A 24,098-nucleotide genomic window follows, 5' to 3' on the forward strand; every position below is an offset into this window, starting at 1 on the left:
ACCAAAAAGTTCTAAATCTCATTTCTTAAGTTCCGAATTTCATTTCAGAACGACTGCCCTTGCATTTCGCAACACCTTTGTAACATCAAAATTTATTAATCAGCTCATTAAGGGCATAAAACGAACAGTTATGTTATACAAAACAAAGACTACAATCAAAGGAGCTTTATTCATTCTATTAGCAACATTTACAATAGCCTGCTCAAACGATGATGATGCTATTTCAGAAATTCCTTCATCCTCTGAAATTCTGACCCAAGAAGACTTAACGTCATATTTGCAGCAAGTCATGGATGAGAAAGAAGTAGCAGGATTTGCAATCAACATCATAAAAGATGATAATGTGGACTACACAAAGTCATTTGGATATCAAAATATAGAACAAGACGCTTTATTTAGTAATCAAACAGTAATAAATATTGCCTCATTAAGTAAAACCTATGTAGCGGCGGCTACTGTAAAAGCTATTGAGCAAGGCTATTTTGCTTTAGATACACCTATTAATGAAATACTTCCGGTAGATATAGTTAATCTCAAAAATCCTGAAGCCATAATTACGGTAAAACATTTAGTGACCCATACTTCGGGTATCATTGATGACCCAAGTACTTACATCACAACAAATTATTTTGTCTTGCCAAATCAAGATATGACCACATCTGGTGCGAATATTTTGGTAAATCAGTTAGGGCTTTCAATCACTAACTCTGTGCCATTAGATGAGTATTTAGCAGAATATTTTGTTGAGGATGGAGAACTCTATGGTGAAGCTAACTTCATAAATGCTATACCAGGAAATACGTGGTCGTATTCAAATGTAGCAACCTCATTAATGGGCTTTGTTATAGAATCTGCAACTGAAATTGACTTTGCAACCTATGTCCAATTAAACATTATAGAACCATAGCAAATGAATAACACAACATTCAATGTGTTAGAAGTGGACTTTTCTCAAACGGCAGTACCCTATTTAGATAAGAACACACCATTACCTTTTTATGGTAACCACGGATACCCGGAAGGCAGCATACATACTTCGAATAATGACTTAAGTAATTATTTGTTAGATATGATAAAGGGTATAAAAGGACAATCTAATACACTTTTTTCAAATGAATATTACCAATTACTATTTACAGAGCAATTAGAAGATACTGTTGTTCCCAATTTTTTTGCAGAAAATCACGGTATATACTGGTATAAGAAAGGTAATCACTGGTCTCACGGTGGAAATAGTTTGGGAGTTTCAAGTCATATGCAAATAGAGGCAGACGGCTCTTATGGGTTCTCAATTATAGCAAATATGGATGCGACATTCTCTGATAATACACCACAATGGGAAGAAGTACTTCAATTAGTCACTGTAGGTATTCAAAATTACGTCCAAAACAATTAATCAATTAATTCCATTTAAAAATGATACCAAAACATAATATAAAAAGAATACTTCTTGCTGGCGGAACAGGCTATCTCGGTAATTATATCGCAGGGGAAATGAAAGAGAGAGGTTTGACAGGATTGCTAATAGCACGGAGTCCAGAAAAGCTACAACATCTTGAGTCTTCAAGATTACAAATTGTAAAAGCAGAAGTAACAAGTGCTAATACATTAACAGGTATTGCAAATAATGTAGATACCGTAATTTCTACTGTAGGTATAACACGTCAAAAGGACGGATTAACATATATGGACGTGGATTACAGAGCTAATCTTAATCTACTTAATGAAGCAAAAAAAGCTGGAGTTAGAAAATTTATCTATGTGTCAGCAATAAATGGTAATAAGCACAGAAACTTGAAAATTCTAGAAGCAAAAGAAGCTTTTGTAGATGAATTGAAGAAATCAGGTTTAGAGTATACTATAGTCCGACCTAATGGTTTCTTTTCAGATATGAAAGACTTTTTAGATATGGCTAAAAAAGGAAAGGTTTACCTCTTTGGAAATGGTGAGCAATTACTAAATCCAATTCACGGTGAAGACCTTGCAAAATTGTGTTTGGATTTAGTGGATGATGACGTAAAAGAAATTTCTGTTGGTGGTCCTGACATTCTAACACATAATGAGATAGCAGAATTAGCATTTAGCGCGCAAGGTAAAGTACCGTCAATTTTGCACTTACCAGACTGGATAAGAAGGCTAACCCTATGGGCTGTCCGAAAATTTACTTCAATAAGTACGTATGGTCCTTTAGAGTTTTTTTTAACACTTATGGCAGATGATAATGTAGCTATGCGTTATGGAAAAAACAAACTTCAAGATTTCTATTTAATAGAAGCTCGTAATTCTCAATAATTAATGTGATGATACGTAAAATTTTAGGCAATAAATGTCCCAATTGTAACGAAGGACATATTTACAGTAAAAAGAATATCTACTTCAATTTTTTTTCAAATAAGATGAATAAACAGTGCAGTAATTGTGGATATAAATTCGAAAAAGAACCAGGGTTTTTCTTTGGTGCTATGTATGTTAGTTATGTACTTACCGTAGCAGAAGCTATAGCAGTCTTTGTTTTAGGAAGATTATTTTTTGAGTCTCTTTACGATATGAGAATAGTCTTTTGGATAGGATTAACACTATTACTCTTGTCGACTTTTAATATGAGAATTTCCAGGATAATTTGGATTTATCTAATGCGAAAAATATAAGCACAAAAGAAGTTCGGAAAAGTAATTCAGAACGATTTGATACACTACATAGAAGACATTTGCAGAGTAAATTTTTAAAAATAAAAAAAAGTTATGAAAGCGGTAGTATATAAAAAATATGGAGGTCCAGAAGTACTTCAATTCAAGGATGTACCTAAACCTATAGTTAAGCCTAACGAAATTTTAATTAAAGTAATAGCAACATCCGTTACTGCTGGTGATGTACGTCTTCGAGCATCTAATTTCCCACCATTGTTTTGGCTACCTGCACGATTGATTTTTGGATTATTTAGACCTAAAAAACAAATATTGGGTCACGAGTTTTCAGGAATTATTGTTGATGCTGGACTAAAAGTTTCAAAATTTGAAATAGGTGATGCTGTATTTGGTACTACATCAATGCTAAAAACAGGAGCATATGCCGAATTTATGGCAGTACCCGAATTATGGAAACAAGGAGCATTAGCAATTAAACCAACAAATTTAGATTTTAAACAAGCAGCTGTGCTTCCTATTGGTGCAATGACAGCATTATTTTTATTAAAAAAGGCAGAGACTTATAAGGGTAAAAGAATCTTAATATATGGAGCTTCTGGTAGCGTAGGTAGTTATGCTGTCCAAATGGCGAAATTTTTCGGTGCAGAAGTAACAGGCGTATGTAGTAATCGCAATATAGAAATGGTAACCGCACTGGGTGCAGACACAGTTATTGATTATACAAAAGAAGATTTTACAAAAACAGACAAAACATTTGATATTGTTTTTGATGCTGTTGGTAAGTTAACTAAAGCAGAGGCAAAAACTGTCCTTTTCAAAGGCGGGAAATATGTTACAACCAAAATGTTTACTAAAGAAAGTAAAGCCTCTTTAGAAGAAGTGAAAAGTATGGTTGAAAATCAGGCAATCCGTCCATTTATAGATAAAACTTACCCTTTAGAAGATATTCAAAAAGCACACGCTTATGTTGATACAGGTAGAAAGCGTGGAAATATTTCAATAATAATTTAAAACTACAAAAATGAAGAATATACTAATAATCAATGGTCATCCAGACAAAGAAAGTTTCAACTGGGCCTTATCAGAAAGTTATACTAAAGGCGCTATTATGGCAGGTGCTAAAGTAGAAACGATAAACCTTATAGACTTAAAGTTTGACCCTAACTTAAAATACGGGTATCGCATTCCATATCCTTTAGAGCCAGATTTAGAAGAGTCTATTGCTAAAATTAAGAATGCAGACCACATCGTTTGGTTTTTTCCAATGTGGTGGTATGGTACGCCAGCATTATTAAAAGGATTTATAGATAGAACATTCTTACCAGGTGTAACATTCAAATATCAAAAAGGAAAAGTATTTCCAAATAAATTACTAAAAGGAAAAACGTCAAGAATGGTCATAACATCAGATACGGTAAGCTGGTATCATAGCTTGGTTATGAAAAAACCAGTGATTAATCATATGAAAAAAGGAGTATTAGAGTTTTGCGGCATTAAGCCCGTAAAGACTACCTATTTAGCCCCTGTCAAAAGTTCTTCTTTAGAACAACGTAAAAAATGGCTCTATAAAGTCGGAAAACTTGGAGAGCAATTAAAATGAAGTTTAACATAAATCAAACAACATGAACAAAACAGTTAAAAAATCAAGAATAAAACCTGTCCACATTTCAGGCGGTAAGTGGTTAAAGAATACGAAATTGCCTAAAGGAGTTCAAGAAGGATACCCCTATGGTTTAGATTTTGTAGTGATTCGTTATAGTACAGACAAAATAGGTGAAGGACCTAATTTACACGTGCATCCATATGACGAGATATTTCATATTCTAGAAGGACGTGCCGAATTTACAGTTGGAGATTCAAAATTTGTGGCAGAAAAAGGGGATTTAGTTATTGGACCTGCAAACATACCTCATTCGTACAAAAATCTAGGTCCAGGCAAATTAGATTCCGTAGACTTTCATTTAAGCAATGAATGGATACAATACGATATGCCAATAGATGGAGAAAAACTAAGTGTTTTAGAATTAAGATAAAAAAGAATAATAGAATATAGAAAGCCATGTCAAACAGAAAAATCTTTCAAGCAACAACGCTATTACTTTTTTTGGCCATGTTTATCAATGCACAGGAGAAAACAAGATTTAATAATATTTCATTCAATGAATCCTTGGCAAGCGTTCAAAGAAAATTGGATTCTATTTCAGAAAACATAACCGTTATAGGAATCAGAGAACCTAATTTTCCATTATCTCACAATAATGAAACTCACCTGATTGCCACTAATATTAGGTTCGATGGAGGGAATTTAGATAGAGCTGTTTTTACTTTTTCTGATAACAGATTATCCTATATTCAGGCTTCTGGGAATATCACAAACACACTAGTTTCAAACATAAAGTGCGATCCGGTCTTATACTTAAATTATCGATTTTACAAGTCACATATTCTTTTTATCGATAGCGACAAAGATCTTGCATGGCAATTAACTTCTGAATCTTTACATACCAATTTATTCGCTTGGGATAATCCTTATTTGTATGCTAACAAAGGTGATGTGGTCAATTACAAGCAATCAGTAAAAGTGCCAGATTTTTTAAGGATGGGAGGGGAATTAGATGATCTCCTACCACTATTAAAACAGAACAGTGAGTTTATAGAAATTCAGGAATTAGATACGACTGATGGAAGTTCCAAAACTCAAATCAATTGTTTTGGAATTGAATTCGCTGGCTTCCCTAGAAAATTTGAAGCGCGTTTCGAAAATGGCACATTAAAAAAAGTTTGGATCTTAACTGCGAAGGGAGAGGAAAATCGCTTACGAACAAAATTGACCAAAGAATATGGTCAGGTTAATTATGTAAACAAAGATTGGGAAGTGTTTAACAATTGGACTGTGCTTTTACGGAAGGATAAACCCGAAGTTCTCCTGTTAACGGATGATTTAGGTAAGACCTATAAAAATCAATATTTAAAACAAGAATAATCATGAAAAACATTTTAGCATTTTCTGGAAGTAATAATCCAGATTCGATTAATGAAAAATTAGTACAATCTGTAATCAACAAATATCCAGAATATGATATTCGATTTATAGATTTAGAGAAATTTGACGCACCTATTTACTCTCAAGAAATACAGTCAAATGGCATACCTACTGCAATTTTAGAACTGTACAAAATTTTTCAAGAGAGTGAAGGCTTTATCATAGCATCACCAGAGCATAATGGTTTACCATCAGCTTTTTTGAAAAATACAATAGATTGGTTATCAGTAATAACTCAAAAGTTTTTCGATAACAAGCCAGTATTGTTATTAAGTACATCACCAGGAGCTACAGGCGCAAAAACACATTTAGGACTCTTGGCTAACTTGGTTCCTTTATGGGGAGGAAAATTAAAATCAACCTATTCTTTAGGTAGTTTCGAGAGCAATTTTGATATCAATACTGCAAGAATTAAAAGCAATTTAGAGGCAGAAAAGCTTGATAAAGCGTTTAAGACCTTTATTACCAACAATACACGAGCAGTGAAAACTAATAAGGAAGTTGTAGAATCTTATTTCAATGCATTTACAAGCGGCAATTTAGACGAAGTGCTTACTATTTTTCATCCAAACACTTATATAGTTAGTGTTAAAGAAGAAGAGCGTTCTACCGAGCAATTACACGGTATATATCGTACACGTGAAGAAGCACAGCAATTCTTAAAAAATATAGTAACACTTTTTGAAACTAAAGAGTTTATGGTAGATACTGTAGTTGAGGCTGAAGGAAACTTGGTTATTGCTAAAGGAAAGTTTTCACATCTTGTAAAAAGTTCAGGAAAATTATTCAATAGTAACTGGGTACAACTATGTGTAATCGAAGATGAGATGATAAAAGAATATAGATTCTATGAAGATTCTGCTGCATTAATTGAAGCATCATCTATTCAATTTGTATAGTTATGAAATCAAGACCAATAGAGCATCAATTTGAGTTTTGGGCAAATTTAGGTAAGGTAGGTGGTTATATTTATCAACATGATGGATATACCACACTCTTACCAAGCCAAGGTACTTGGCCATCAAAAACATTCAATATTCAGAATAATAGTATTACTAAACTTAAAACTGAAATTTTGAAAACTAACATACCCAATGCTGTTGCTTTAGACGCAGATGATAGAAGCAATCAAATACTAATTGAAAATCAATTTAATATGACATCTGCAGTAGAAGGTATGTCAGTTAGAGTATCGTCTAATATGGTGTTTAAAGAGAGTCCTAACATAATCAAGGTAGATGATGAAACTGAAATTGATAAATTTTCAAGCATTGCATCAAACGCTTTTGGTTATAATATTCATCCCAAAGTATTAGTAGGATTATTAAAAGACCCAAATACTCAATTATTTATAGGGCCGCACAAAGCACAATTTGTAAGTTGCGGTATACTATATTTGGATAAAAACGGAGATTCGGGCTTGCATATGATTGGAGCTAAAAAGCAAATGAGAGGTTTAGGTCTTGGTAATGAAATGACGCAACATTTGTTAGCACATGCACTAAAAAACAATAGTAAAGAAATACATTTAGTAGCATCTAAATTCGGTGCGCCTATATACCGAAAATATGGTTTTACAAACAGAGGCTATTTAAATTCTTATTCTTTAATTAAAAAATGAAAGGTAAGGTGTTTTTATATATTTAATTTGATCATTTTTGATATACCAAATCTTTACTGTTTTTAATTTAAGTATTGGGCAAAAGCTATAATTGCTTTCTCATAAGGAACTATACTTGTTAAGTTGAATTAATCAGAATATTTTTAGTCTTTAACATTGTAGCTAACTGCAATGATATTTGTCTATTGCACTTAAGACTCACATCATTTTCATAAGAGTAAAGTACGTTTTGCTAATTCTATTATTTCCATGCATATTTTTATAAAAGCAATTAATATGCCTCATTAGTCGTGGTAAGTGTAAAATAGGACTATATAAAATTCAATTTTATTTATTTCTTCAACTGTTGTAATCTCACAATAAATAAATGATTTTACTCAACTAATTATTGTGAGATGAGTTATGTTACTGAATTGATTTTTGAAATTCTAAGGCACTTTCATATTCCGGATCGATTTCTAAAGACTTATTCAAGTATTTTTTACTTTCTTCTATATTTTTAAGTTTCCAAAATGATTGAGACAATAACAAGTAAACTTTTTGTTTAGGTTCTTTAGGGTTTAAATCTGGATTTTCACTTTCTGGCAGAGCTAACATGAAAAGTAAGTGCTTTATTGCTTTTTTTATGTCTTTTTCATTTTCATAAAAGTTAGCATATTGAGCAAACCTTGATAACAAGTACTCATCCTGAGTGTTCTCAAAACCTTCTTCTAATGTACTTAAAACACCTTCATTATTCTTGAGTTTATGATTTGTATTAGCCAACCAAGAGTAAGTATTTGAAAGATTCATTTTCCTATCACCAACTTTCTTAGTTTTCCCTCTTTTTATAGATTCTTCAAAAGCGGTGGCAGATAAATCATGATAATTTAATTCACTAGATAAAATATTTCCTATGTTAAAAAGGTCTAATTCAGAAATATTTACTTCATCTTGAAATAATTTGTCTAATACAGTTTGTATGTCTTCCTTTGGACTTTCTTTTGTGAGTTGTGTAAATGTTTGAATTATTAGTCCTACATAAAATGGTGTACCATATTTATTCTCGATGTCATCGACTACATTAAAGAAGTAATGAGAAAAGCTTTCTTCTTTTTCCATCTTTCGATAGGATACAAAATCTCTGTAGATAAACAGCAAACCATCAACTAAACCATATAGCATACCGTAAGAATGGTCGGCGTTTTTGTATTCCTTTTTTTCTACATTTAAATTTTCATTTTCACTTAGATTTGTATTTAATTCCTCAGCATATTTCACTCTTCTTTCCACATCATTTGCAACCGCAATAAAGTAATCTTTCTTCTCTTTCAGTTTATTGGTATAAGCAATAAAATCTGGTTTATAATTTGGACTTTCAATTGCAAATATCATATAAGCATCAAAAAGTTCTGGATTTGTCCTTAGAATGTAATTAACGTAATCAGCTCCTTGTGATAAACCTGTTGCTGTGCTATGTAATGTTTTGTATTTTTTCTTAATATGAGGTATTAGTTCTGCCTTGACAAATTGATAATATTTTTCACCTTTTGCTGAAAGCGCGGGATTGTCATAACTAGTACCAGGATAAAAGTCTGCGTGAACTACTATTGTTGACGGACATTCATAAATATGATTTAGAGTTGCTGCTATATAGTCTGTATGGTCATACACAAACTCATAAATGACAGGATAACTTTTTTGACTATCATAATTTTTTGGAAGCCAAATTTTGATATCTATAGAATCTTGAACAGAATTTGAATAGAATTTTTCTTTTACTAATTCTTGTGCTTTGGTTGTGAACAAGAATCCGAAGACACAAATGAATAAAATAAGAATTTGTTTTGTTTGAATTACTTTCATCGTTTTATAAAGTTTTTTGATTGAGCGACAAAAGTATTCTAGGATTTGTCTAAAACCCTCTTTAACAGGGATGAAATAGGGATTAGTCCTAGGCTTATTTTTTGAATTTTTCAGTAAACTGTTGCCTATTGTTTACCTCGAGCTTGGCGTATAAATTTCTTATGTGAGTTTTTACGGTACTTAAAGAGATGAAAAGTTCGTTGGCTATTTCTTTATTTGATTTTTCTTCAATTATAAGCTTAGCTATTTTTTCCTCTTGACTGGTTAATTTAATGCTTTCAATTTCTACAATCTTTGGTTTTTTATTTAATCGTAGTAATAAAAAAGTGATACATACAAATAGAACGAATATCACAATAAACAACACATAATTCAATCTTTTATGTGTCATTAATTGTTGCTGCATTGTGGTCACTGATAAGTCAGTAAATAAACTTTTAAACTGTAGAGCATAAGAAGAATTTAAAAAATAGTCATTTAATTCATCTTGTAATTCAATGTAAAAACCAGCGTCATTTTCAAAATCCTTTTTTAAGATGCTTTCATTAATGTTGTCAAGTATAAGTAATTTAACTAACGGATGTACCTTTGATTTTTGCACGTGTTCTTTAAGTTCCGAAAAAAACTGAAATAACGATTGTATTTTGGCTTCGTTATTTTGGGTTTCAGAAAATTCCTCACGCAATTTTTCGATAAAGATTTTAGTCTCCTTCCATTCCTTATCTACTACGTTTGTGTTTAAAGTATCTTTAAACCATGGTTTCTGCGCCTTTGTAAATACAATGGTATCTGTATTAGAAAAAATAAAGTTGTGAAAGTTCTTTCCAGCAATGCCATTTGCAAAGTCTAATCCTTCACTGCGTTCTCTTAAGTTGGCATGAATACGGTATAATTTATGTTTGTCAGATAATAGCTTTCCAGTAAAGCTGAAATAACCAGTACTATCTGAAAGTGTAGAAGTTATTACTTGATTTTTATTAACACCATTTTGTTCATCATACTGAAGTAAACTTAGATATACTCTTTTCTCTTTATCGGGTGTATTAATATAACCAGAAATGGAATACTGACTGTATGATTTATTTGTGATGAGAACACTAAAAAATAAACAAAAAATGAATATGTATTTCTTCATAATTTTAGAACAAAAATAGAAAGAATTAAATCTTCTTTTTATTAATATTTAACTCGATATTATGTAAACCAAATAATTATACAAAATATTTAGACAAAGCCTTAATTTTAAAGAAAGTAGTGAATTGTAATTTTATGGTTTTGTAGTCTTTTCAATAATTTTAACAAGTCTACCATTTACTATTTCGGACAAGTTCCAATTAAAAAGTTTAGCGTCGGTTGTACTGTAGAATGCAACGACAACAGCGTCAATGTCTTTATGGTATTCTGCAAAGCTCTGATATCCAGGAACCCAACCAGAATGTTCATATTTATACAATGTAGAGTAGATTTCTCTTTCTTTAGGTTCAAATAATGACCCATCATTAAGGGCTCTAAGAAAAATCCCAACATCTTCTGCAGTGGCAATCATATCGTAGCCATTTCCTTTTAAGTCGTGAGGATAACCTACATGATAGCCACTCATTAAATTATCAATATTAACGTCGCTATACCATCCTTTAGTGTTCTTGAGATTTTGTGGAGTTAGAATTTCTTCTTCAATAAATTGAAAATTATCATAGCCAAGTAGATCATCCATTATTTTATTAAGAAGAAGGTAATTTGTATTACAATATTCATAATCTTCACCAGGCTCAAAGTTTGCAGGTTGGTTATAAATTAATGCTATACCTTCTTCAAATGTGCCTGTTGGTGCTTCCCAAAAACCAGGTGTATCTGTAAAGTTTGGGAGACCACTGCGATGCTGAATCATAAGGCGTAAGGTTACTTCTTCTGCATTGTCAATTTTACCTTTAAGATCTGGAAGATAATCAGCTATAGTATTGTCTAAGGCAAGTCTACCATCGGCTACAAGTTTAGTAACAGCAACAGCGTCATATAATTTACTAATGCTTGCAATTTTAAAAAAGGCATCCGTTCTAGCTGGAACTTTAGTATCTCTATTATGCCAGCCAGCTGCGGCAAATAAAGGAGGTTTACCAGCCTGATCAACATAAATAACAACACCATCAAAACCATGACCTACAGCTTCTTCTGCTTGTTCTTGTAAAGAATCGGGTAGAGGTAGTATCCATGCTTTTACTAGAAGCCAAGGCACAAAATATAATGAACCAATAGAAGCCATTATAAATAAAGCTCTCAATATGTTTTTCATTTTACCTGTTGCCATAGTTATCTATAATTTGTAATTAAATATATACAAAGTTTTAATAACTAGTAAAGTGATTTATTATGCTACTAAATCTTTATATAAGTAAAAGTTTGCTGTTGATTCTGAGGATACGTACCATCAATATTATCACCTGTTTCAACATAGATAAGTGTTGAGGTGTTCAAGGTTAAAACATTATTAGTTATTTCAAATGGCATACCATTAATAACTTCATCTCCATTTAAGGATACTAAAACATCGTTGTTGAAGGTGTATTGTATGGTACTGGTATTGTAGGTACAAGGTGTGGTTTCTTCCCAAAAGTACTCAATAAGGTTACCATTATTTTGAAACGTTCTAGTTTGCTCTAGCATACAGGCATTAATATCTAGGTTCTGACCATTTACGGAAATGCTACTTAGCTTCCATTTACCAATTATTAGATTCTGTTGGTCTGATGAATCGTTGTTATCTGAATCGCAAGACAGAATTGCCAATGAAATTATAAGTGCCAAAAAGATTTTTTTCATGTGTTTTATTGAGAATTGAAGGATAAATCTAATTAATTTTTAATAGAATTATTTTGTACTAATTCTTCTAGAGCATTTTGAAATCTTTTTTCAGCACCTACAATATCTAACGTCATCATATGCATAATTTCTTTTTTACTTCGACTAGTGTCTTCAAAATTTTCGAACAAATAGTCTAATTGCTTTTCTATACGTTTATTAAGATTCTCTTTTCTGTCCGCGATTTCTCTTAAAGCAGCTAATTTTTCATATTCAATAAGATCTATGCGTGAATTAGAAATGGCATCCCAAGATGTGGTTCTTATGTTTGGTAAATGAATACCATCAGACTTTATCATTATATTATAAAGAGACATACTAGAATCAGTAATGTATTTTTGGATGGTATCTGCAGCCGCAAGTTGTTTGGGTATGGTTGTTTTTAATCCATCAACACTTTCTTCTAGCTCTTTTTGAATGGACGTGTAAACTTGGTCTAAGTATTTCTTTTCTTTTCTTTCGTCATTCCAATTGTTGATAAAAAGTGCGATTAAAATTCCTATTATAACAGTTAAGACTTCTCTAATTAATTGTTTGATACTTTTCATTACTATTGAATATTTAGCTTTTTATAAATATAGCCGTAATGTTTTAATTAAAAATTAATTCACCAATAGCATTTACTTTTTTATCAAGAGAATTAATTAGATCAACACTAATTTGAATTTTAAACCTTTAGCAGGTTTTTATCCAAATCAATGAAATAGTAATGATAGAGACAACAACACATACGATAAACCAACGTCCAACTTTCTTATTGGTTTTGAGTTCTTCTACAGAATAAATAGAATTAAAATTTCGTTTACGTTTAAACCAGAAATATCGTAGGATTGCACCAAACCATTCATTAGTATTAGGTCCGGATTGTTCAAAAAGTCTATCACCAATTCTTTCTAAATGTTTTTGTCTTTCTTGTTGTTCTTTATTCAAAATACAAGGTTACCTCAATTTGTTCTTTGTAAATTATGAGTAAGAAAATTGAAAAAATTGTTACAATAAAATTGAATAGTATTTAGATATCAACCATTAGTATTGGCAATAAAACTCTACTCCATCCATTTTCTAACCAATTCATCTAAGCCAAGTAATAATCCATCATAGTACTTACCGTCTTTAAAATCTGGAAGCATATATACATCAATTACATGTTTACAGAATTCATCAGATAAATAAAGCTTTTTGGTTTTGTCTGTAGTAGAAATTCTTACTTTTTGAAGTGTTTTACTGAGGACAACAGTGAGTCCATTACCTTTTGTTTTTTTACCAATTTTCCAATGGTTCGATAATTGAATGGCATATTTGTCAAAACTGATATTCTCTGGCAGTGAAGATATTGTAACAACAGCAACTTCTTTATCCATACTATTCACCATCTTCAACATTTTTTCGATGTATGCCATTTCTTCTGGCTTTATTATATTTTCAAAATCGTTGACAATTCCTAATTTTTCTGGGAATTCTTTTAATTTTTGATGGCTAAGTAATTTTCCTGTGTTTAAAGGTTTACAAGATGTAAAGATCAGTAAAACTATTAGGAATATTTTTTTCATTATTTAAATTCTGTAAATAACTAAAATACAGAAAATCGTGACAGTTTTTTAGTTAGAAACTATAATTTAAACCTAACTGAGCTCGCCATCGAGAATTAAATGCGTCTGTTACATATGGCTCTGTTCCTTCTGGAATATTAAATTGAAATTGAGGTTCATTATTTTCAATTCCTCTAAAGTCTAAGAGACTAAAACTTGAATTAACAACATTAGGAACAAAAACTAATCGTCCCCAATCCTTGTTAATGAAGTTAAAAACATTGAGCATATCTAGAGACAATGAAAGTTTCTTGCCGTTTTTTAATTTTAGGCCATATTCTAATTTCATGTCTAGTTCGTGATTCCAAGGAGTTCGTGCCCCATTTCTTTCAGCTATTTTTCCTCTTCTTTGACTCAGGTATGGATCATTATTAATAAAGTTGTTCAGACTGATCCATTGTTCATTCGCTGAGATGGTAACATTACCATTTGAATCTGTAAGATCAATTAGGTTGATTTCTGAAGCATCTCTTGGGACATAAATAATATCGTTTCTAGACGATCTATCACGATTTAAGTCACCTCGATATACATAAGAAAATGGGCTACCGGCTCTTCCATTGTAAAGAAAGGAAACTAATCCAATACCATTTTTTCCGACATTAAAATTGTAAGATTGATTACTGACTATTTTATGTCTTAAATCAAAATTTGAAAAAGAAAGAGAAGGGTTATTGCCAACTAAAGCTTGATTCCATTCATAGTTTGCAGCAGGTGAACTTCTAACTGTGCTTGATACGTCTTTGCTCATCCCATAAGTGTAACCCAGATATCCATTGTAATGATCCGTTTGTTTGGTTAAACCTAGGGTTAAATTATAGCGATAACCTTTATTGGTATTTGTAAGCAAGAATACATTGGTGAAATTAGGGTTGATTTTAATGGCATCTCCAGTTTCTAGGAAATAAGGGCGATTATCAGCACCATTAAAATTACCAATATTATTTTCTCTATTAATTGATTGAAAAAGTAGTCCGTTGATAACTTCTGTGTACGTACCTTCAATATCAACTGTCCAGCGTCCAGGAAGTTTTGCTTTGAAGGCAATATTAGTTTTCCAATCTCTGGGTAAACTAAAATTAGGATCTAATAAGTTGATTTCTGTAAGATTTGGTTGTACACTTCTTAAATCTTCTAAATTTTCGGTCAATGGTACAACATCATCTGGTCTTAAATCAATATTGAAATAATCCGTACCAGAAATATATTCAGCATATGCAAACCACAAATATGGAATACGTCCAGAAAACAGGCCTGTTCCACCACGAAGGGAATACTTTCCGTCAGTATCAAATTTATAATTGAAGCCAAACCTAGGATTTAATTGTGGCTTTTTAGATATGGTATTATCATATTGAGTAAATTCTGGCGTGGTTTTTACAGCTTCACTTACAGGTAACCTTTCTGTTAAAAACTGGCTATCTAGTCTTATACCAGTTGTTATTTCTAGTTTTTCATTAAGATGAAAATTATCTTGTAGAAAAGTAGCAGCCTCTATAACGCCTATGGTTGCTGAAGGGCGATTGCTTACAAAATCAAAATTATTATTGCTTGTATTATACACACCACGTATTCTAGCTGGCCTATCGTTTAAAAAATCTTCTACCGATCTATATTCCCATCGACCGTTCCAAGCCGATAAAAATCCATAATCTACATCATGTAATTGACCAAATATGCCTGAAGTGAAATGATGTTTATCAATATCAAAAGTAAAAGTATCAGAAATTTGTAGCGTTGAGAAATCAGTGTTATAGATAGAGGCTTCACGGTAAGTACCAGCAAAAATTCGAGCTGCAGATGATGTAGCTATTTGAATATGCGGAAAAACTCGTCCTTGAAAGTTTCTATCTTCCTTAACAGTATTGTAGCCGATAGATAATTTATTGGTATTACCAGATTCGAAATTTGACTTTAATTCAACAGCAAGACTGTTAGCAATACTATTATGTCTATATCCTTGATTGCCAAAATTGAAAAATGTACTGTTCCATTCTAAATTATCGGCATAACTATTAATATAATTGTTGCGTAGAGTTAGTTTGTGATTATCTGACAAATTATAATCCAATCGTGTGAATAATTTAGTACTTGCGGTTTTTAAGTCAGCAGACGTAAAGGTGCCAGGATCATAGTTATACTCACTTATTAATCGTTCTCTAATAGCTGTAACATCTTCTAAATCGATATCAGAGGTTGAGGTACCAGGAGCATTAACCACCGGGAAATTAGATAATGCTTGTTCAAAATTAACATAGTAAAATAATTTATCTTTTATTATGGAACCACCGATACCTGAACCTAATTGTATGTCGTAAAAGGACGGAACATCTTGTTCTATATCATTAGCGAATTTTCCGATTAAAGCTTGGTTATTGCCATAACCATATACTTCAGCTTTGGTTTTATTAGTTCCGTTTTTTGTTACTAAGTTTATACTAGCACCATTAAAATTACCGATGCTAACATCAAATGGTGAAAGTTTTACACTGACTTGCTTTATAGCTCCCAGTCCTATAGGTTGACTTCGAGACAAACTGCCTGGTGTGCCGTTTGCAGAGGATCCTGAAGCCCCACTTGCGGGTTCTTGAAAACCAATAATGTCATTATTGGCAATACCATCTATATTTAGGTTATTAAATCTATTACTTGCACCACCGAATGAGTTAAGGTTATTTTCTGGTAGATTTTTTGTTAAATCTTGAATACTTCTATTTATCGTTGGCGTAGCTTTAATGCTTTTTTGATTTAATAACGATTCATTTCCATTTTTCTTAGGATTAGATTGGGTTATAATAACAACTTCGTCAAGCGATGTGTTTTCTTCCATTAGAACAAAATCTTTAGTTATAGTAGAACCTAGATTAATGATAATATTAGACTGTTCTATCGTTTTAAAGCCAACATATGAAATACTGATTTTGTAAGAGTTACCTGGTGGAATATTATTTAATCTATAGAAACCATTCTCTTGTGAAATTGCTCCATAAGTAAAACTCGTCTCCGTATCAATTAAAACAACATTGGCGTATGGAATAGGGTTTTTATTATTGTCTTTTAGCAAACCTTGAATGCTTCCTGTAGTTTCTTGTGATAAAGCTAATGTGTTTAATAAAATTAAGAGTAAAGCAGTGAGGCGGTATTTCATTTAAAAAATATTGCATATCAATTCAATCATAAAAATTGAAAAGATCAAAAAATGATGTTAGATATTAGTAGAAAGTGTCGGATGAATTGAAGTGAACTTACGTAACGAATGAAGAAAATCTATAAATTAAGAGATCAATTATATTGAAGCAGCTCATAGCCAATAGTATAAAGAAATATTTATTCTAGTTATTTCGTAATTATAATGAGTGAAATATTGAACGTTTAATCTAGTATATGCCAACCTCTTTTACCGTCCATTCCTAATCGCTCAATGACGACCTTTTTCTTTTTAAATTTTATTTCAATTAAAGCAGCGACATTTTTGTCCTTGTTTGTCCAAACTAAATTCTCGTTAATATAAGCTCTAAATTCTTCAATATTTAAATTAGTAGTCTTCATATTGGTGTCATTCTCATAGCTTAACAAACAAGAACTACTATCGGTATATACAATAATCTGAAGCTTTAGTTTTCCTTTAATCTTATTTCTTTGTGTGTCATCAATTAATGTTGATAGTGCTTTTATAATCTCCGTATCATCAATATGAGCTGTTTTTGTTTCACTCTCTAAGGCAAACATTTTGGTGTCACAACCTTCTAGTTGTTCTTTATAAATATTTTGAGCATGAATACATAATGCTGAAATAAAAAGAACAGCGGAAGTTATATATATTTTTTGCATGAATTAAAGATAATACTATTCTTAAACTTGTTGATTAACTATTTAGAAAGTCCTTTTTATTGTGATATCTAAATATTTTTAGAAGTAAACCAACTACAGAGAAGAAAACAAATGCGTTAGCACCACCAGCGATTAGGCCATACGTAATGGGATCTAAATCTGTTCTTATTGCGATAACGGGAAATGTTAAGTTTAATACTATTCGTATTGCAAAAGCTATTATAACGGCATAAACAAAGTATTTTGTTTTCATAATAATTCACTTAATTGTTGAGTTATAATTTATTCAAATTTACCTAGACGTTTTGCAAGTAAGAGCATAACTATTGCAAATAATCCTGATGATACAAAAAAGTATGAACCGTATTTATTTTTATTACCTCTAATAAAATAAGGTTCACCATCTTTATCGATAAATTGTACAGTTTTAATCACATTATAGTATTGTGTATTCTGTAAAGGTGTTTTGTCGGCATAATAGACTGTAATTTCATCACTAGGTTTTAGTTTGTCAATTTGTTCAAATTCTGGACTAAAATCCATTGTGCGTTTTCCAATAAACAAATCAAAAACTTCGTTAGAGTCGGTAATGTAAATATACCTATGATCTCTTTTGTTTATTCTACCAAATGTAGAGTCTAAGTGTGTAATGGTGCCAGTAATTTTATTAAACCCACTTTTTGGTTTATGACTTATTACAGACAAGTAAATTCCAAAACCAATGATTATTATTGTTCCTAAAATGAGTTTATAGAAAATTTCTATTGGAGCTTTTTCTGGCAATTTTTTAAAATGAAGTTTATGTCAAACTTATTTTTCTTAGTTGAAAACTTGTTTAAACAGGTAAATTTTAAAGTATCTCGGTGATGTCATAATCAAATCTCATATGCCAAAGTTTTTTAGGTGATTTTCCATAATTATTTTCTGATTCTATATCGGCATTGTTTAAAATTAGAATTTTCACTATTGAAAAATCATCTTTGGCGTTCATTATAGCTGTCCATATAGGTGAGTTTCCATAAACATCTTTCATATTAAGATCAGCACCGTTTTTAATTAAAGTTTCAATAATAGTATAGTGACCATTTTGAGCGGCAAAGTGCAATGCAGTATATCCATTTTTGTCTTGAAAATTTAAATTTGATTTGGCTTGAATCAAATAATTTAAAACGACTTCATTTCCTTTGGCTGCTGCCAAAATTAAAAATGTACGTCCGTAAGTGTCATAACAATCAACTCCAAATTCGTGTAGTAGCATTTTGATGCTGTCGAAGTCATCGTTTTCAACATAGTTGTCAATGTACTCTAATTCCGATTCTACTTTTAGTAGTCTACCTGATCTTGCCATATATTTTATTCTACGATAAGGATTAAATATGAATACCTTTTTAATTTAGACTTATTTGCAGGATATCCATAGTTACATGCCCCATTTTTCATAAAGCTTAGGGTATTTTGTTTGCAGTTCTGTTTCATTTTCTTCCCACTCGATACCACCGATTTCGAAATTTTCCCTAATTCCAGTTGGCATTTCTTTTCCTGTCTTTTTCATGTAGACCTCCATTGCAACATAGCTCAATCCTTCCCAATCGCCATTATTAGTGTCATTTAATGTAGTGAGGTTTTCGATATTTGTTATAGCAGTTTCATAAGTATCTTTTCCTTGTCCTATCAACCAGCCTCTAAAGTCAGAAAAACAGTCGTCAGAGCAACCACCATTAATAATATAAGCAGCTGCCCAAAAATCCCAATTGTAAATTTTACCTCTTAATGTTCTGAAAGTGTTGTCAAACTCTAATACTTCAAGTGCAGTTAAATTTTGAAGCTCTTGTTTTAAAACGGTTTGTTGCTTTTCATAGTTTCCGCTACTACGAGATTTGCTAGACTCTATGATGCCCCAAAATTTATTTTCATTCATTAAGTTTTCAGAATTTTGAGCCATTTCTTTTTTTCCAAATAGTCTATTAAATATTCCCATTTCTAGATCATTAAATTGATTTTTGATTAATTTTTAAAAAAAGAAGTGTATTATTTTTCGCAATGCAGATAAGTACTTAAAGCTAATTGCCATGACGCTTCAGCATCAAAATCTTCAACCAATCCATCACCTTCAGTTTCTAAAAAAGCCTGCATACCATGCTGAATCATATAAGTAGGATGATAATTTGGCATACCAATAGCTATTATGGCTTTACAAACTTCTTTAAGTTCTTCTGATTCTTCTTTTAAGGTTTTTTGAAGTTCAGCTATTAAGACGTTTTTATCTTCTTCTGCGACTTCCAACAATGTATTTTGTTGTAGCACATATAAGGCTTGATGTGCACTTTTATCTTTAACTCTATACGAATCAAACTTTCCGTAAACGCCTGCAATTGCAAAAAGCCTTGCAGCCTTATAAAACTCTTTTTCTTCTATACATTTTCCCATACCGTGAAGTATATCAGCAGGATTATGCGCATTGGTAATTTCTGATATTTCTACACAATCACATGGCTTAGTTGATTCTAGGTTACCTTCGGCTTCGATGTTAATTGTTTTTTGTGCATAAACGGTATGCAAACAGAAGGCTAGAAGGGAAAGTAGTATGATGTTTTTCATGATGATGTGATTTAAACTAGGAAGAGAGATAATTGTTATACTTCTCAAAAGTAAGTATTGTGACTTCTCAAATATAAAGTTAAATACTTAATTCCTCCATGAAAATTCAATCAACTTTTATTGATTGGTATTAGTATTAGGTCGTACCTTTTTTTCTGATATTGACATTACAATACTTTGTCCTTTGGTATTCTTATGGACTAAATTTGGGTTTAGCTTTTCGGAGATTGCCACGGCTTCCCAAATCATGCTTTCAATTTCAGTTTTAGGGAAAGTATTAAACTCATTCACCTTTACATGACGAATTAATTTACCTTTTCCGTTTAGCGTTATTGGAGTTTTAGTTAATTCCGCACCACGATTAAAACCAAAGTTTACATATTTAGAATACACAGCAATATGACAAAACGCATCCTTTAATTTTTCTGATTTAGAATAGGCCATTGCTACGGCATTATAGTTGTCCCAGATTAATTCATTAGCTTCAGGAACCAAATCAGTAATGAAATTACGCAATGCTATTGTTAGCTCTTGTATGTTCTTATCATATGGCGCTATAAACCCTTTAAACTGTGGATGCGGTTTCATGGTGTTTAAGATATATCGTTTAAATGCGAGTTTTTTATTTATTACTTATTTCTAACCATTCTTCATAGGTTACCACACGTTTTTCTTCATTAGGTCTAGTGTTACCAGGAAGAATTCCAATAAATTCTAAGTAATGCCCATCAGGATCACTAAAATAGATAGATACTGCTGGCATCCAACAGAAGACCATTGGTTGTTCATTATCGTCTTGTAGAAAATTCCAGAAGTTTAAGTTGTGAGATTTTAAAAAACTTATAGACTCGTTAATAATCCATTCAGGATCACATTCAAAAGCAAAATGTCTTAAATCGATCTCTGCTTTAGGTTTTTCCCAAAGCCCTAACATGGCTTGTTTGTCTTCACCTATCCAAAAGAAAGCCAAGCGTCGCTCATCATTAAAGCGACATTGTTTGAGCCCCAAAACAGTGGAGTAGAAGTGTACTGAGTGTTCTAAGTTTTCTACATATAAATGGGTTTCGTAAAGTCCTTTGATCATGGTTTTATTATTTCTTACTTGAGTTATGGGTGACCTTGTAAAGCGCAATAGCTTCTAAATATTTCATTCCACCAGACTTTGTTTGGTCGTAAATAAACCCATTTAGTTCAGGGTGATTTTTGTCAATCCAATTGAGAAGTGTATCTCTGTTTTTGACAAAAATTGAATCGTTAAAAACGACATATTTTGTGGTTTCAATACTACTTATTCTGTTCTTTTTGAAACGAATAACTTGTTCTGTTACTATAGGCTCCTGGTGAAGAAAAGCAATTCTTTTGTCTATTTTTGAAATTTTAGCTTTTACAGCTTCGTTGTCTTGTTCAATGTCAAGAATTTTGTAAGTTGGGTGAAACACAGCATCCCATTTTAACCATTCCACATATTCTTCTTTCGAAAATGTCTGTTCGTAGTCATATGCGGTTTCTCTTGTTAAAAGACTATCTGTTAGTAAAGCATCAATTCCTAAAATATCTGATTTGTCGAGAACTTCGTAATATTGCTTTGCAATTTTGAGTTTATCAATATTTTGATTAGTGTTTTTGCAGGAAAATATTCCGAGCATAAGACATAATAAAAGAGCTAATATTTTATTCATCTTATTGATAGATTCTAATGTAATCAATCACCATAGGACTTTCTATAAAATTTGAGTCAATGTCTGGTTTTATGGCAATATTAAGGATCAAATAATAGTCAGAATCATAAGGCCAAGTGTAAGTGTTTTTAATACTAGGTTGGTATTGGTAATGTTCAACTCCATCAATACTAAACGTCATTTTATCCTTATCCCATTCAAAAACATAAGTATGAAAGGTGTTAGAAGCATCTTTAATTTTTTGACCACCAACATTTTTTACAATGTCACCATGGCTAGAACCGTTATGTAAGGCACTTGAAACATAATCTTGATTGTCTCCCCAATGTTCAAGAATATCTATTTCACCACACATTGGCCAATTGGTGGTGCCAAAACCTTGATTCTCCCAATACGCACCGTCTTCTTTAATGTTTTTATTGAGCATCCAAATGGCTGGCCATGTACCAACTCCAAAAGGTAATTTAGCACGAATTTCAACACGGCCATAAGTAAATGCAAACTTAGAATTAAGCCTTGCAGAGGTATAGTCTTTTTGCCAACCTTGGTCTTCGAACACTTCTTTTTTGGCTACAATATGTAACTTGCCATTGTCTAAATAACTATTTTCAATTCTATTGGTATAGTGTTGAATAATTCCGCCCCACCATTCACCGTGTTTTGGTATTTGTGTTTGGTGAAACCATTTGGTTGTATCTATGATACCTTTACCATTAAACTCGTCAGACCATACCAAAGTGTTAAACTTTGGTCCTTCATCTACGGTCATTTCTTTTACTGATTGAGTGTTTTTCTCTTTTAGACGTGAGGCACAGTTTAGACAAGTGCTAAGTAGTATTGTGAATAGAAGGTATGTTGAAGTTTTGTAATGCACTTTAAAAAACAAATTTGTTATAACTAAAAGATTATGAATTCTTAATTAAATCTCAGTTGTTTAAAGTTAAACTAATTTCGGCTTAAGTCAAGATAAATTATGATTTCAAAAGAACAGCAAACTAAATAGGTAGTTGCCAATTCAATATTAACTTCAAGGTGTTTGTCTGTACCTTATTAAATGCTGTAATTTGAGAGATATTGGCTAGTCCGAATTCATTTCTTAATTCAAGGCTGAAGTGATTCTTGTCATTGACTGAGAATTGATATGATAGCCCAAAGAGCATTCCGAAGTCATCATTACCAATTATATTTTCTGCAGGTTGGGTTGTAAATTCATCTCCAACCTCGTTGATTGGTGATTCACTTTCTATAATCTTAGCTTCATTTTCAACATTTAAAGTATGGTTATAATAACCGCCAAAATTTAATCCTATGTTTTTAGATTTCCCGATATGATATCTTAAATATACAGGAACATTGATATAACTGAATTTAATTTTATCTTCTACAGTAAAACTTCCAAAACCACCATTAGATGTAGATGATACCGTAAATTCCCAAACTGTGGATTTGTTGTCAAAATTGATACCTGAAAGCAATGATAGGTTGCTGTCAATATTATATTCAAATGTAAACCCCAATGAATAATTAAGCCTGCCATTATATTGCTCAAAGATATCATTTTGGTTCAATTCAAAAAGGTTTGCACCAAGATTGATACCGAACTTGTATGTTCTTTGGTCACTGTCTTGAGAAGATACATTGATTGAGAATACTAATAGAATTGATAGTAGTGTAAGTTTGAGTGATTTGTTTTTCATTAGTTAATGACGCTTACGTTCTTTTTCTAGATGATCTAAATACAATATGCCATCAAGGTGATCAATTTCATGCTGAAAAATAACGGCTGTAAAGCCAGATACTTCTTCTTCTATACGCTTTTTATTGAATTGATCATAGGCGATCTTAATGGTTTCTGCTCTAGTGTAAGTCGTATCTCTTCTTTTAGGAATAGACAAGCAACCTTCTAAGCAAGGTTGTTTTTTACTTGAGTATTCTATAATTTCAGGGTTGAGATACACTTCAAATGGGGCATCTTCTTTGTCAAATCGCTGAACCCATATAATTCTTTTTAATATGCCCACTTGTGGTGCAGCAATGCCAACACCAAGAGACATACTGTCTCTTACGGTAATGTATAATCTATCAATAAATGTATTGAGCGTTTCATCATTAGGGTCAACCTTTACCTTAGCACTTTTTGTTCGCAGTAAAATAGAATCTGAAGGATTGGTAATTTTATAAACTCTCATTGGGCTTGTACGGTCGCCCATTTCTATTAGAGACTTCTGTTGTTTTGTAAACCTATATGTACTCTGACAACTCACTACAAATATGACGAGTAGGAGCAAATAACAAATACGCTTCAAATTTTTGGACATGTTTACACTAAATTGGACGGTTGTATTTTACCGTTGGTTATGGTATTAAAGATAGTGTTTTTAGCTTAGCTGC

Annotated in this window: 30 protein-coding genes; 10 read left to right on the forward strand and 20 right to left on the reverse strand. The window is 31.9% G+C overall.

The genetic code is table 11. The features are described 5' to 3' along the window. Positions 1 to 130 precede the first annotated feature (130 nt). The 10 genes from HRU50_RS10900 (at position 131) to HRU50_RS10945 (ending at position 7,309) form a co-directional block, all read left to right on the forward strand. Positions 131 to 907 (forward strand): serine hydrolase, encoded by a 777-nt coding sequence (locus tag HRU50_RS10900; protein ID WP_296351117.1) that lies wholly within the window; start codon positions 131 to 133, stop codon positions 905 to 907. Between the two features lie 3 nt (positions 908 to 910). Next, complete coding sequence (locus HRU50_RS10905; RefSeq protein WP_296351118.1) at positions 911 to 1,396, forward strand: hypothetical protein; 486 nt, start codon at positions 911 to 913, stop codon at positions 1,394 to 1,396. 20 nt (positions 1,397 to 1,416) lie between these two features. Next, entirely contained in the window at positions 1,417 to 2,292 is an 876-nt protein-coding gene (locus HRU50_RS10910) for an SDR family oxidoreductase (RefSeq protein WP_296351119.1), read from the forward strand. Positions 2,293 to 2,396: 104 nt separating this feature from the next. Next, on the forward strand, positions 2,397 to 2,648 hold the full coding sequence (locus HRU50_RS10915; protein ID WP_296351120.1) for a DUF983 domain-containing protein: 252 nt from the start codon (positions 2,397 to 2,399) through the stop codon (positions 2,646 to 2,648). Positions 2,649 to 2,741: 93 nt separating this feature from the next. After that, entirely contained in the window at positions 2,742 to 3,656 is a 915-nt protein-coding gene (locus HRU50_RS10920; RefSeq protein ID WP_296351121.1) for an NAD(P)-dependent alcohol dehydrogenase, read from the forward strand. 10 nt (positions 3,657 to 3,666) lie between these two features. After that, on the forward strand, positions 3,667 to 4,245 hold the full coding sequence (locus HRU50_RS10925) for an NAD(P)H-dependent oxidoreductase (RefSeq protein WP_296351122.1): 579 nt from the start codon (positions 3,667 to 3,669) through the stop codon (positions 4,243 to 4,245). Positions 4,246 to 4,267: 22 nt separating this feature from the next. Then, positions 4,268 to 4,678: a cupin domain-containing protein gene (locus HRU50_RS10930; protein ID WP_296351123.1), complete on the forward strand. Its 411-nt coding sequence runs from the start codon at positions 4,268 to 4,270 to the stop codon at positions 4,676 to 4,678. A 26-nt stretch (positions 4,679 to 4,704) separates the two neighbouring features. Further along, on the forward strand, positions 4,705 to 5,628 hold the full coding sequence (locus HRU50_RS10935; protein WP_296351124.1) for a hypothetical protein: 924 nt from the start codon (positions 4,705 to 4,707) through the stop codon (positions 5,626 to 5,628). Between the two features lie 2 nt (positions 5,629 to 5,630). Then, on the forward strand, positions 5,631 to 6,587 hold the full coding sequence (locus tag HRU50_RS10940; protein WP_296351125.1) for an NAD(P)H-dependent oxidoreductase: 957 nt from the start codon (positions 5,631 to 5,633) through the stop codon (positions 6,585 to 6,587). A 2-nt stretch (positions 6,588 to 6,589) separates the two neighbouring features. Beyond that, complete coding sequence (locus HRU50_RS10945) at positions 6,590 to 7,309, forward strand: GNAT family N-acetyltransferase (protein ID WP_296351126.1); 720 nt, start codon at positions 6,590 to 6,592, stop codon at positions 7,307 to 7,309. A 405-nt stretch (positions 7,310 to 7,714) separates the two neighbouring features. On the opposite strand, the gene HRU50_RS10950 is transcribed toward HRU50_RS10945, so the two are convergent. The 20 genes from HRU50_RS10950 to def form a co-directional block, all read right to left on the reverse strand. Next, on the reverse strand, positions 7,715 to 9,154 hold the full coding sequence (locus HRU50_RS10950; RefSeq protein WP_296351127.1) for an alpha/beta hydrolase-fold protein: 1,440 nt from the start codon (positions 9,152 to 9,154) through the stop codon (positions 7,715 to 7,717). A 94-nt stretch (positions 9,155 to 9,248) separates the two neighbouring features. Continuing rightward, positions 9,249 to 10,289, reverse strand: a complete 1,041-nt coding sequence (locus tag HRU50_RS10955; protein WP_296351128.1) for a LuxR C-terminal-related transcriptional regulator — start codon at positions 10,287 to 10,289, stop codon at positions 9,249 to 9,251. Between the two features lie 132 nt (positions 10,290 to 10,421). Continuing rightward, entirely contained in the window at positions 10,422 to 11,459 is a 1,038-nt protein-coding gene (locus tag HRU50_RS10960; protein ID WP_296351129.1) for a serine hydrolase, read from the reverse strand. A gap of 68 nt (positions 11,460 to 11,527) precedes the next feature. Then, positions 11,528 to 11,971: a lipocalin family protein gene (locus HRU50_RS10965; protein ID WP_296351130.1), complete on the reverse strand. Its 444-nt coding sequence runs from the start codon at positions 11,969 to 11,971 to the stop codon at positions 11,528 to 11,530. Between the two features lie 32 nt (positions 11,972 to 12,003). Then, positions 12,004 to 12,558: a hypothetical protein gene (locus HRU50_RS10970; RefSeq protein WP_296351131.1), complete on the reverse strand. Its 555-nt coding sequence runs from the start codon at positions 12,556 to 12,558 to the stop codon at positions 12,004 to 12,006. A 127-nt stretch (positions 12,559 to 12,685) separates the two neighbouring features. Continuing rightward, positions 12,686 to 12,940, reverse strand: coding sequence for a hypothetical protein (locus HRU50_RS10975; protein ID WP_296351132.1), 255 nt, complete (start codon positions 12,938 to 12,940; stop codon positions 12,686 to 12,688). Between the two features lie 116 nt (positions 12,941 to 13,056). Continuing rightward, positions 13,057 to 13,560, reverse strand: a complete 504-nt coding sequence (locus HRU50_RS10980; RefSeq protein WP_296351133.1) for a YgcG family protein — start codon at positions 13,558 to 13,560, stop codon at positions 13,057 to 13,059. Positions 13,561 to 13,612: 52 nt separating this feature from the next. Continuing rightward, entirely contained in the window at positions 13,613 to 16,747 is a 3,135-nt protein-coding gene (locus HRU50_RS10985) for a carboxypeptidase regulatory-like domain-containing protein (RefSeq protein WP_296351134.1), read from the reverse strand. A gap of 224 nt (positions 16,748 to 16,971) precedes the next feature. Further along, positions 16,972 to 17,430, reverse strand: coding sequence for a hypothetical protein (locus HRU50_RS10990; protein WP_296351135.1), 459 nt, complete (start codon positions 17,428 to 17,430; stop codon positions 16,972 to 16,974). Between the two features lie 34 nt (positions 17,431 to 17,464). Continuing rightward, positions 17,465 to 17,683, reverse strand: a complete 219-nt coding sequence (locus tag HRU50_RS10995) for a hypothetical protein (protein WP_296351136.1) — start codon at positions 17,681 to 17,683, stop codon at positions 17,465 to 17,467. A gap of 29 nt (positions 17,684 to 17,712) precedes the next feature. Then, on the reverse strand, positions 17,713 to 18,213 hold the full coding sequence (locus HRU50_RS11000; protein ID WP_296351137.1) for a hypothetical protein: 501 nt from the start codon (positions 18,211 to 18,213) through the stop codon (positions 17,713 to 17,715). A 67-nt stretch (positions 18,214 to 18,280) separates the two neighbouring features. Then, positions 18,281 to 18,778 (reverse strand): ankyrin repeat domain-containing protein, encoded by a 498-nt coding sequence (locus HRU50_RS11005; RefSeq protein WP_296351138.1) that lies wholly within the window; start codon positions 18,776 to 18,778, stop codon positions 18,281 to 18,283. Between the two features lie 72 nt (positions 18,779 to 18,850). Continuing rightward, entirely contained in the window at positions 18,851 to 19,408 is a 558-nt protein-coding gene (locus HRU50_RS11010; protein WP_296351139.1) for a DUF4240 domain-containing protein, read from the reverse strand. A 50-nt stretch (positions 19,409 to 19,458) separates the two neighbouring features. Then, a complete protein-coding gene (locus tag HRU50_RS11015) occupies positions 19,459 to 20,028 on the reverse strand; it encodes a hypothetical protein (RefSeq protein ID WP_296351140.1) in 570 nt (189 codons plus the stop codon). A 117-nt stretch (positions 20,029 to 20,145) separates the two neighbouring features. Further along, positions 20,146 to 20,616: a DUF1801 domain-containing protein gene (locus tag HRU50_RS11020; RefSeq protein ID WP_296351141.1), complete on the reverse strand. Its 471-nt coding sequence runs from the start codon at positions 20,614 to 20,616 to the stop codon at positions 20,146 to 20,148. 34 nt (positions 20,617 to 20,650) lie between these two features. Continuing rightward, complete coding sequence (locus tag HRU50_RS11025) at positions 20,651 to 21,112, reverse strand: VOC family protein (protein WP_296351142.1); 462 nt, start codon at positions 21,110 to 21,112, stop codon at positions 20,651 to 20,653. A gap of 7 nt (positions 21,113 to 21,119) precedes the next feature. Next, positions 21,120 to 21,674 (reverse strand): hypothetical protein, encoded by a 555-nt coding sequence (locus tag HRU50_RS11030; RefSeq protein WP_296351143.1) that lies wholly within the window; start codon positions 21,672 to 21,674, stop codon positions 21,120 to 21,122. 34 nt (positions 21,675 to 21,708) lie between these two features. Beyond that, on the reverse strand, positions 21,709 to 22,476 hold the full coding sequence (locus HRU50_RS11035) for a glycoside hydrolase family 16 protein (protein WP_296351144.1): 768 nt from the start codon (positions 22,474 to 22,476) through the stop codon (positions 21,709 to 21,711). A 226-nt stretch (positions 22,477 to 22,702) separates the two neighbouring features. Further along, positions 22,703 to 23,404, reverse strand: coding sequence for a porin family protein (locus HRU50_RS11040; protein ID WP_296351145.1), 702 nt, complete (start codon positions 23,402 to 23,404; stop codon positions 22,703 to 22,705). A gap of 3 nt (positions 23,405 to 23,407) precedes the next feature. Continuing rightward, positions 23,408 to 23,917, reverse strand: coding sequence for a peptide deformylase (gene def / locus HRU50_RS11045; RefSeq protein ID WP_296351146.1), 510 nt, complete (start codon positions 23,915 to 23,917; stop codon positions 23,408 to 23,410). Positions 23,918 to 24,098 lie beyond the last annotated feature (181 nt).

This window comes from Winogradskyella sp. (genome assembly GCF_013213835.1).
Classification (GTDB): Bacteria; Bacteroidota; Bacteroidia; order Flavobacteriales; family Flavobacteriaceae; genus Winogradskyella.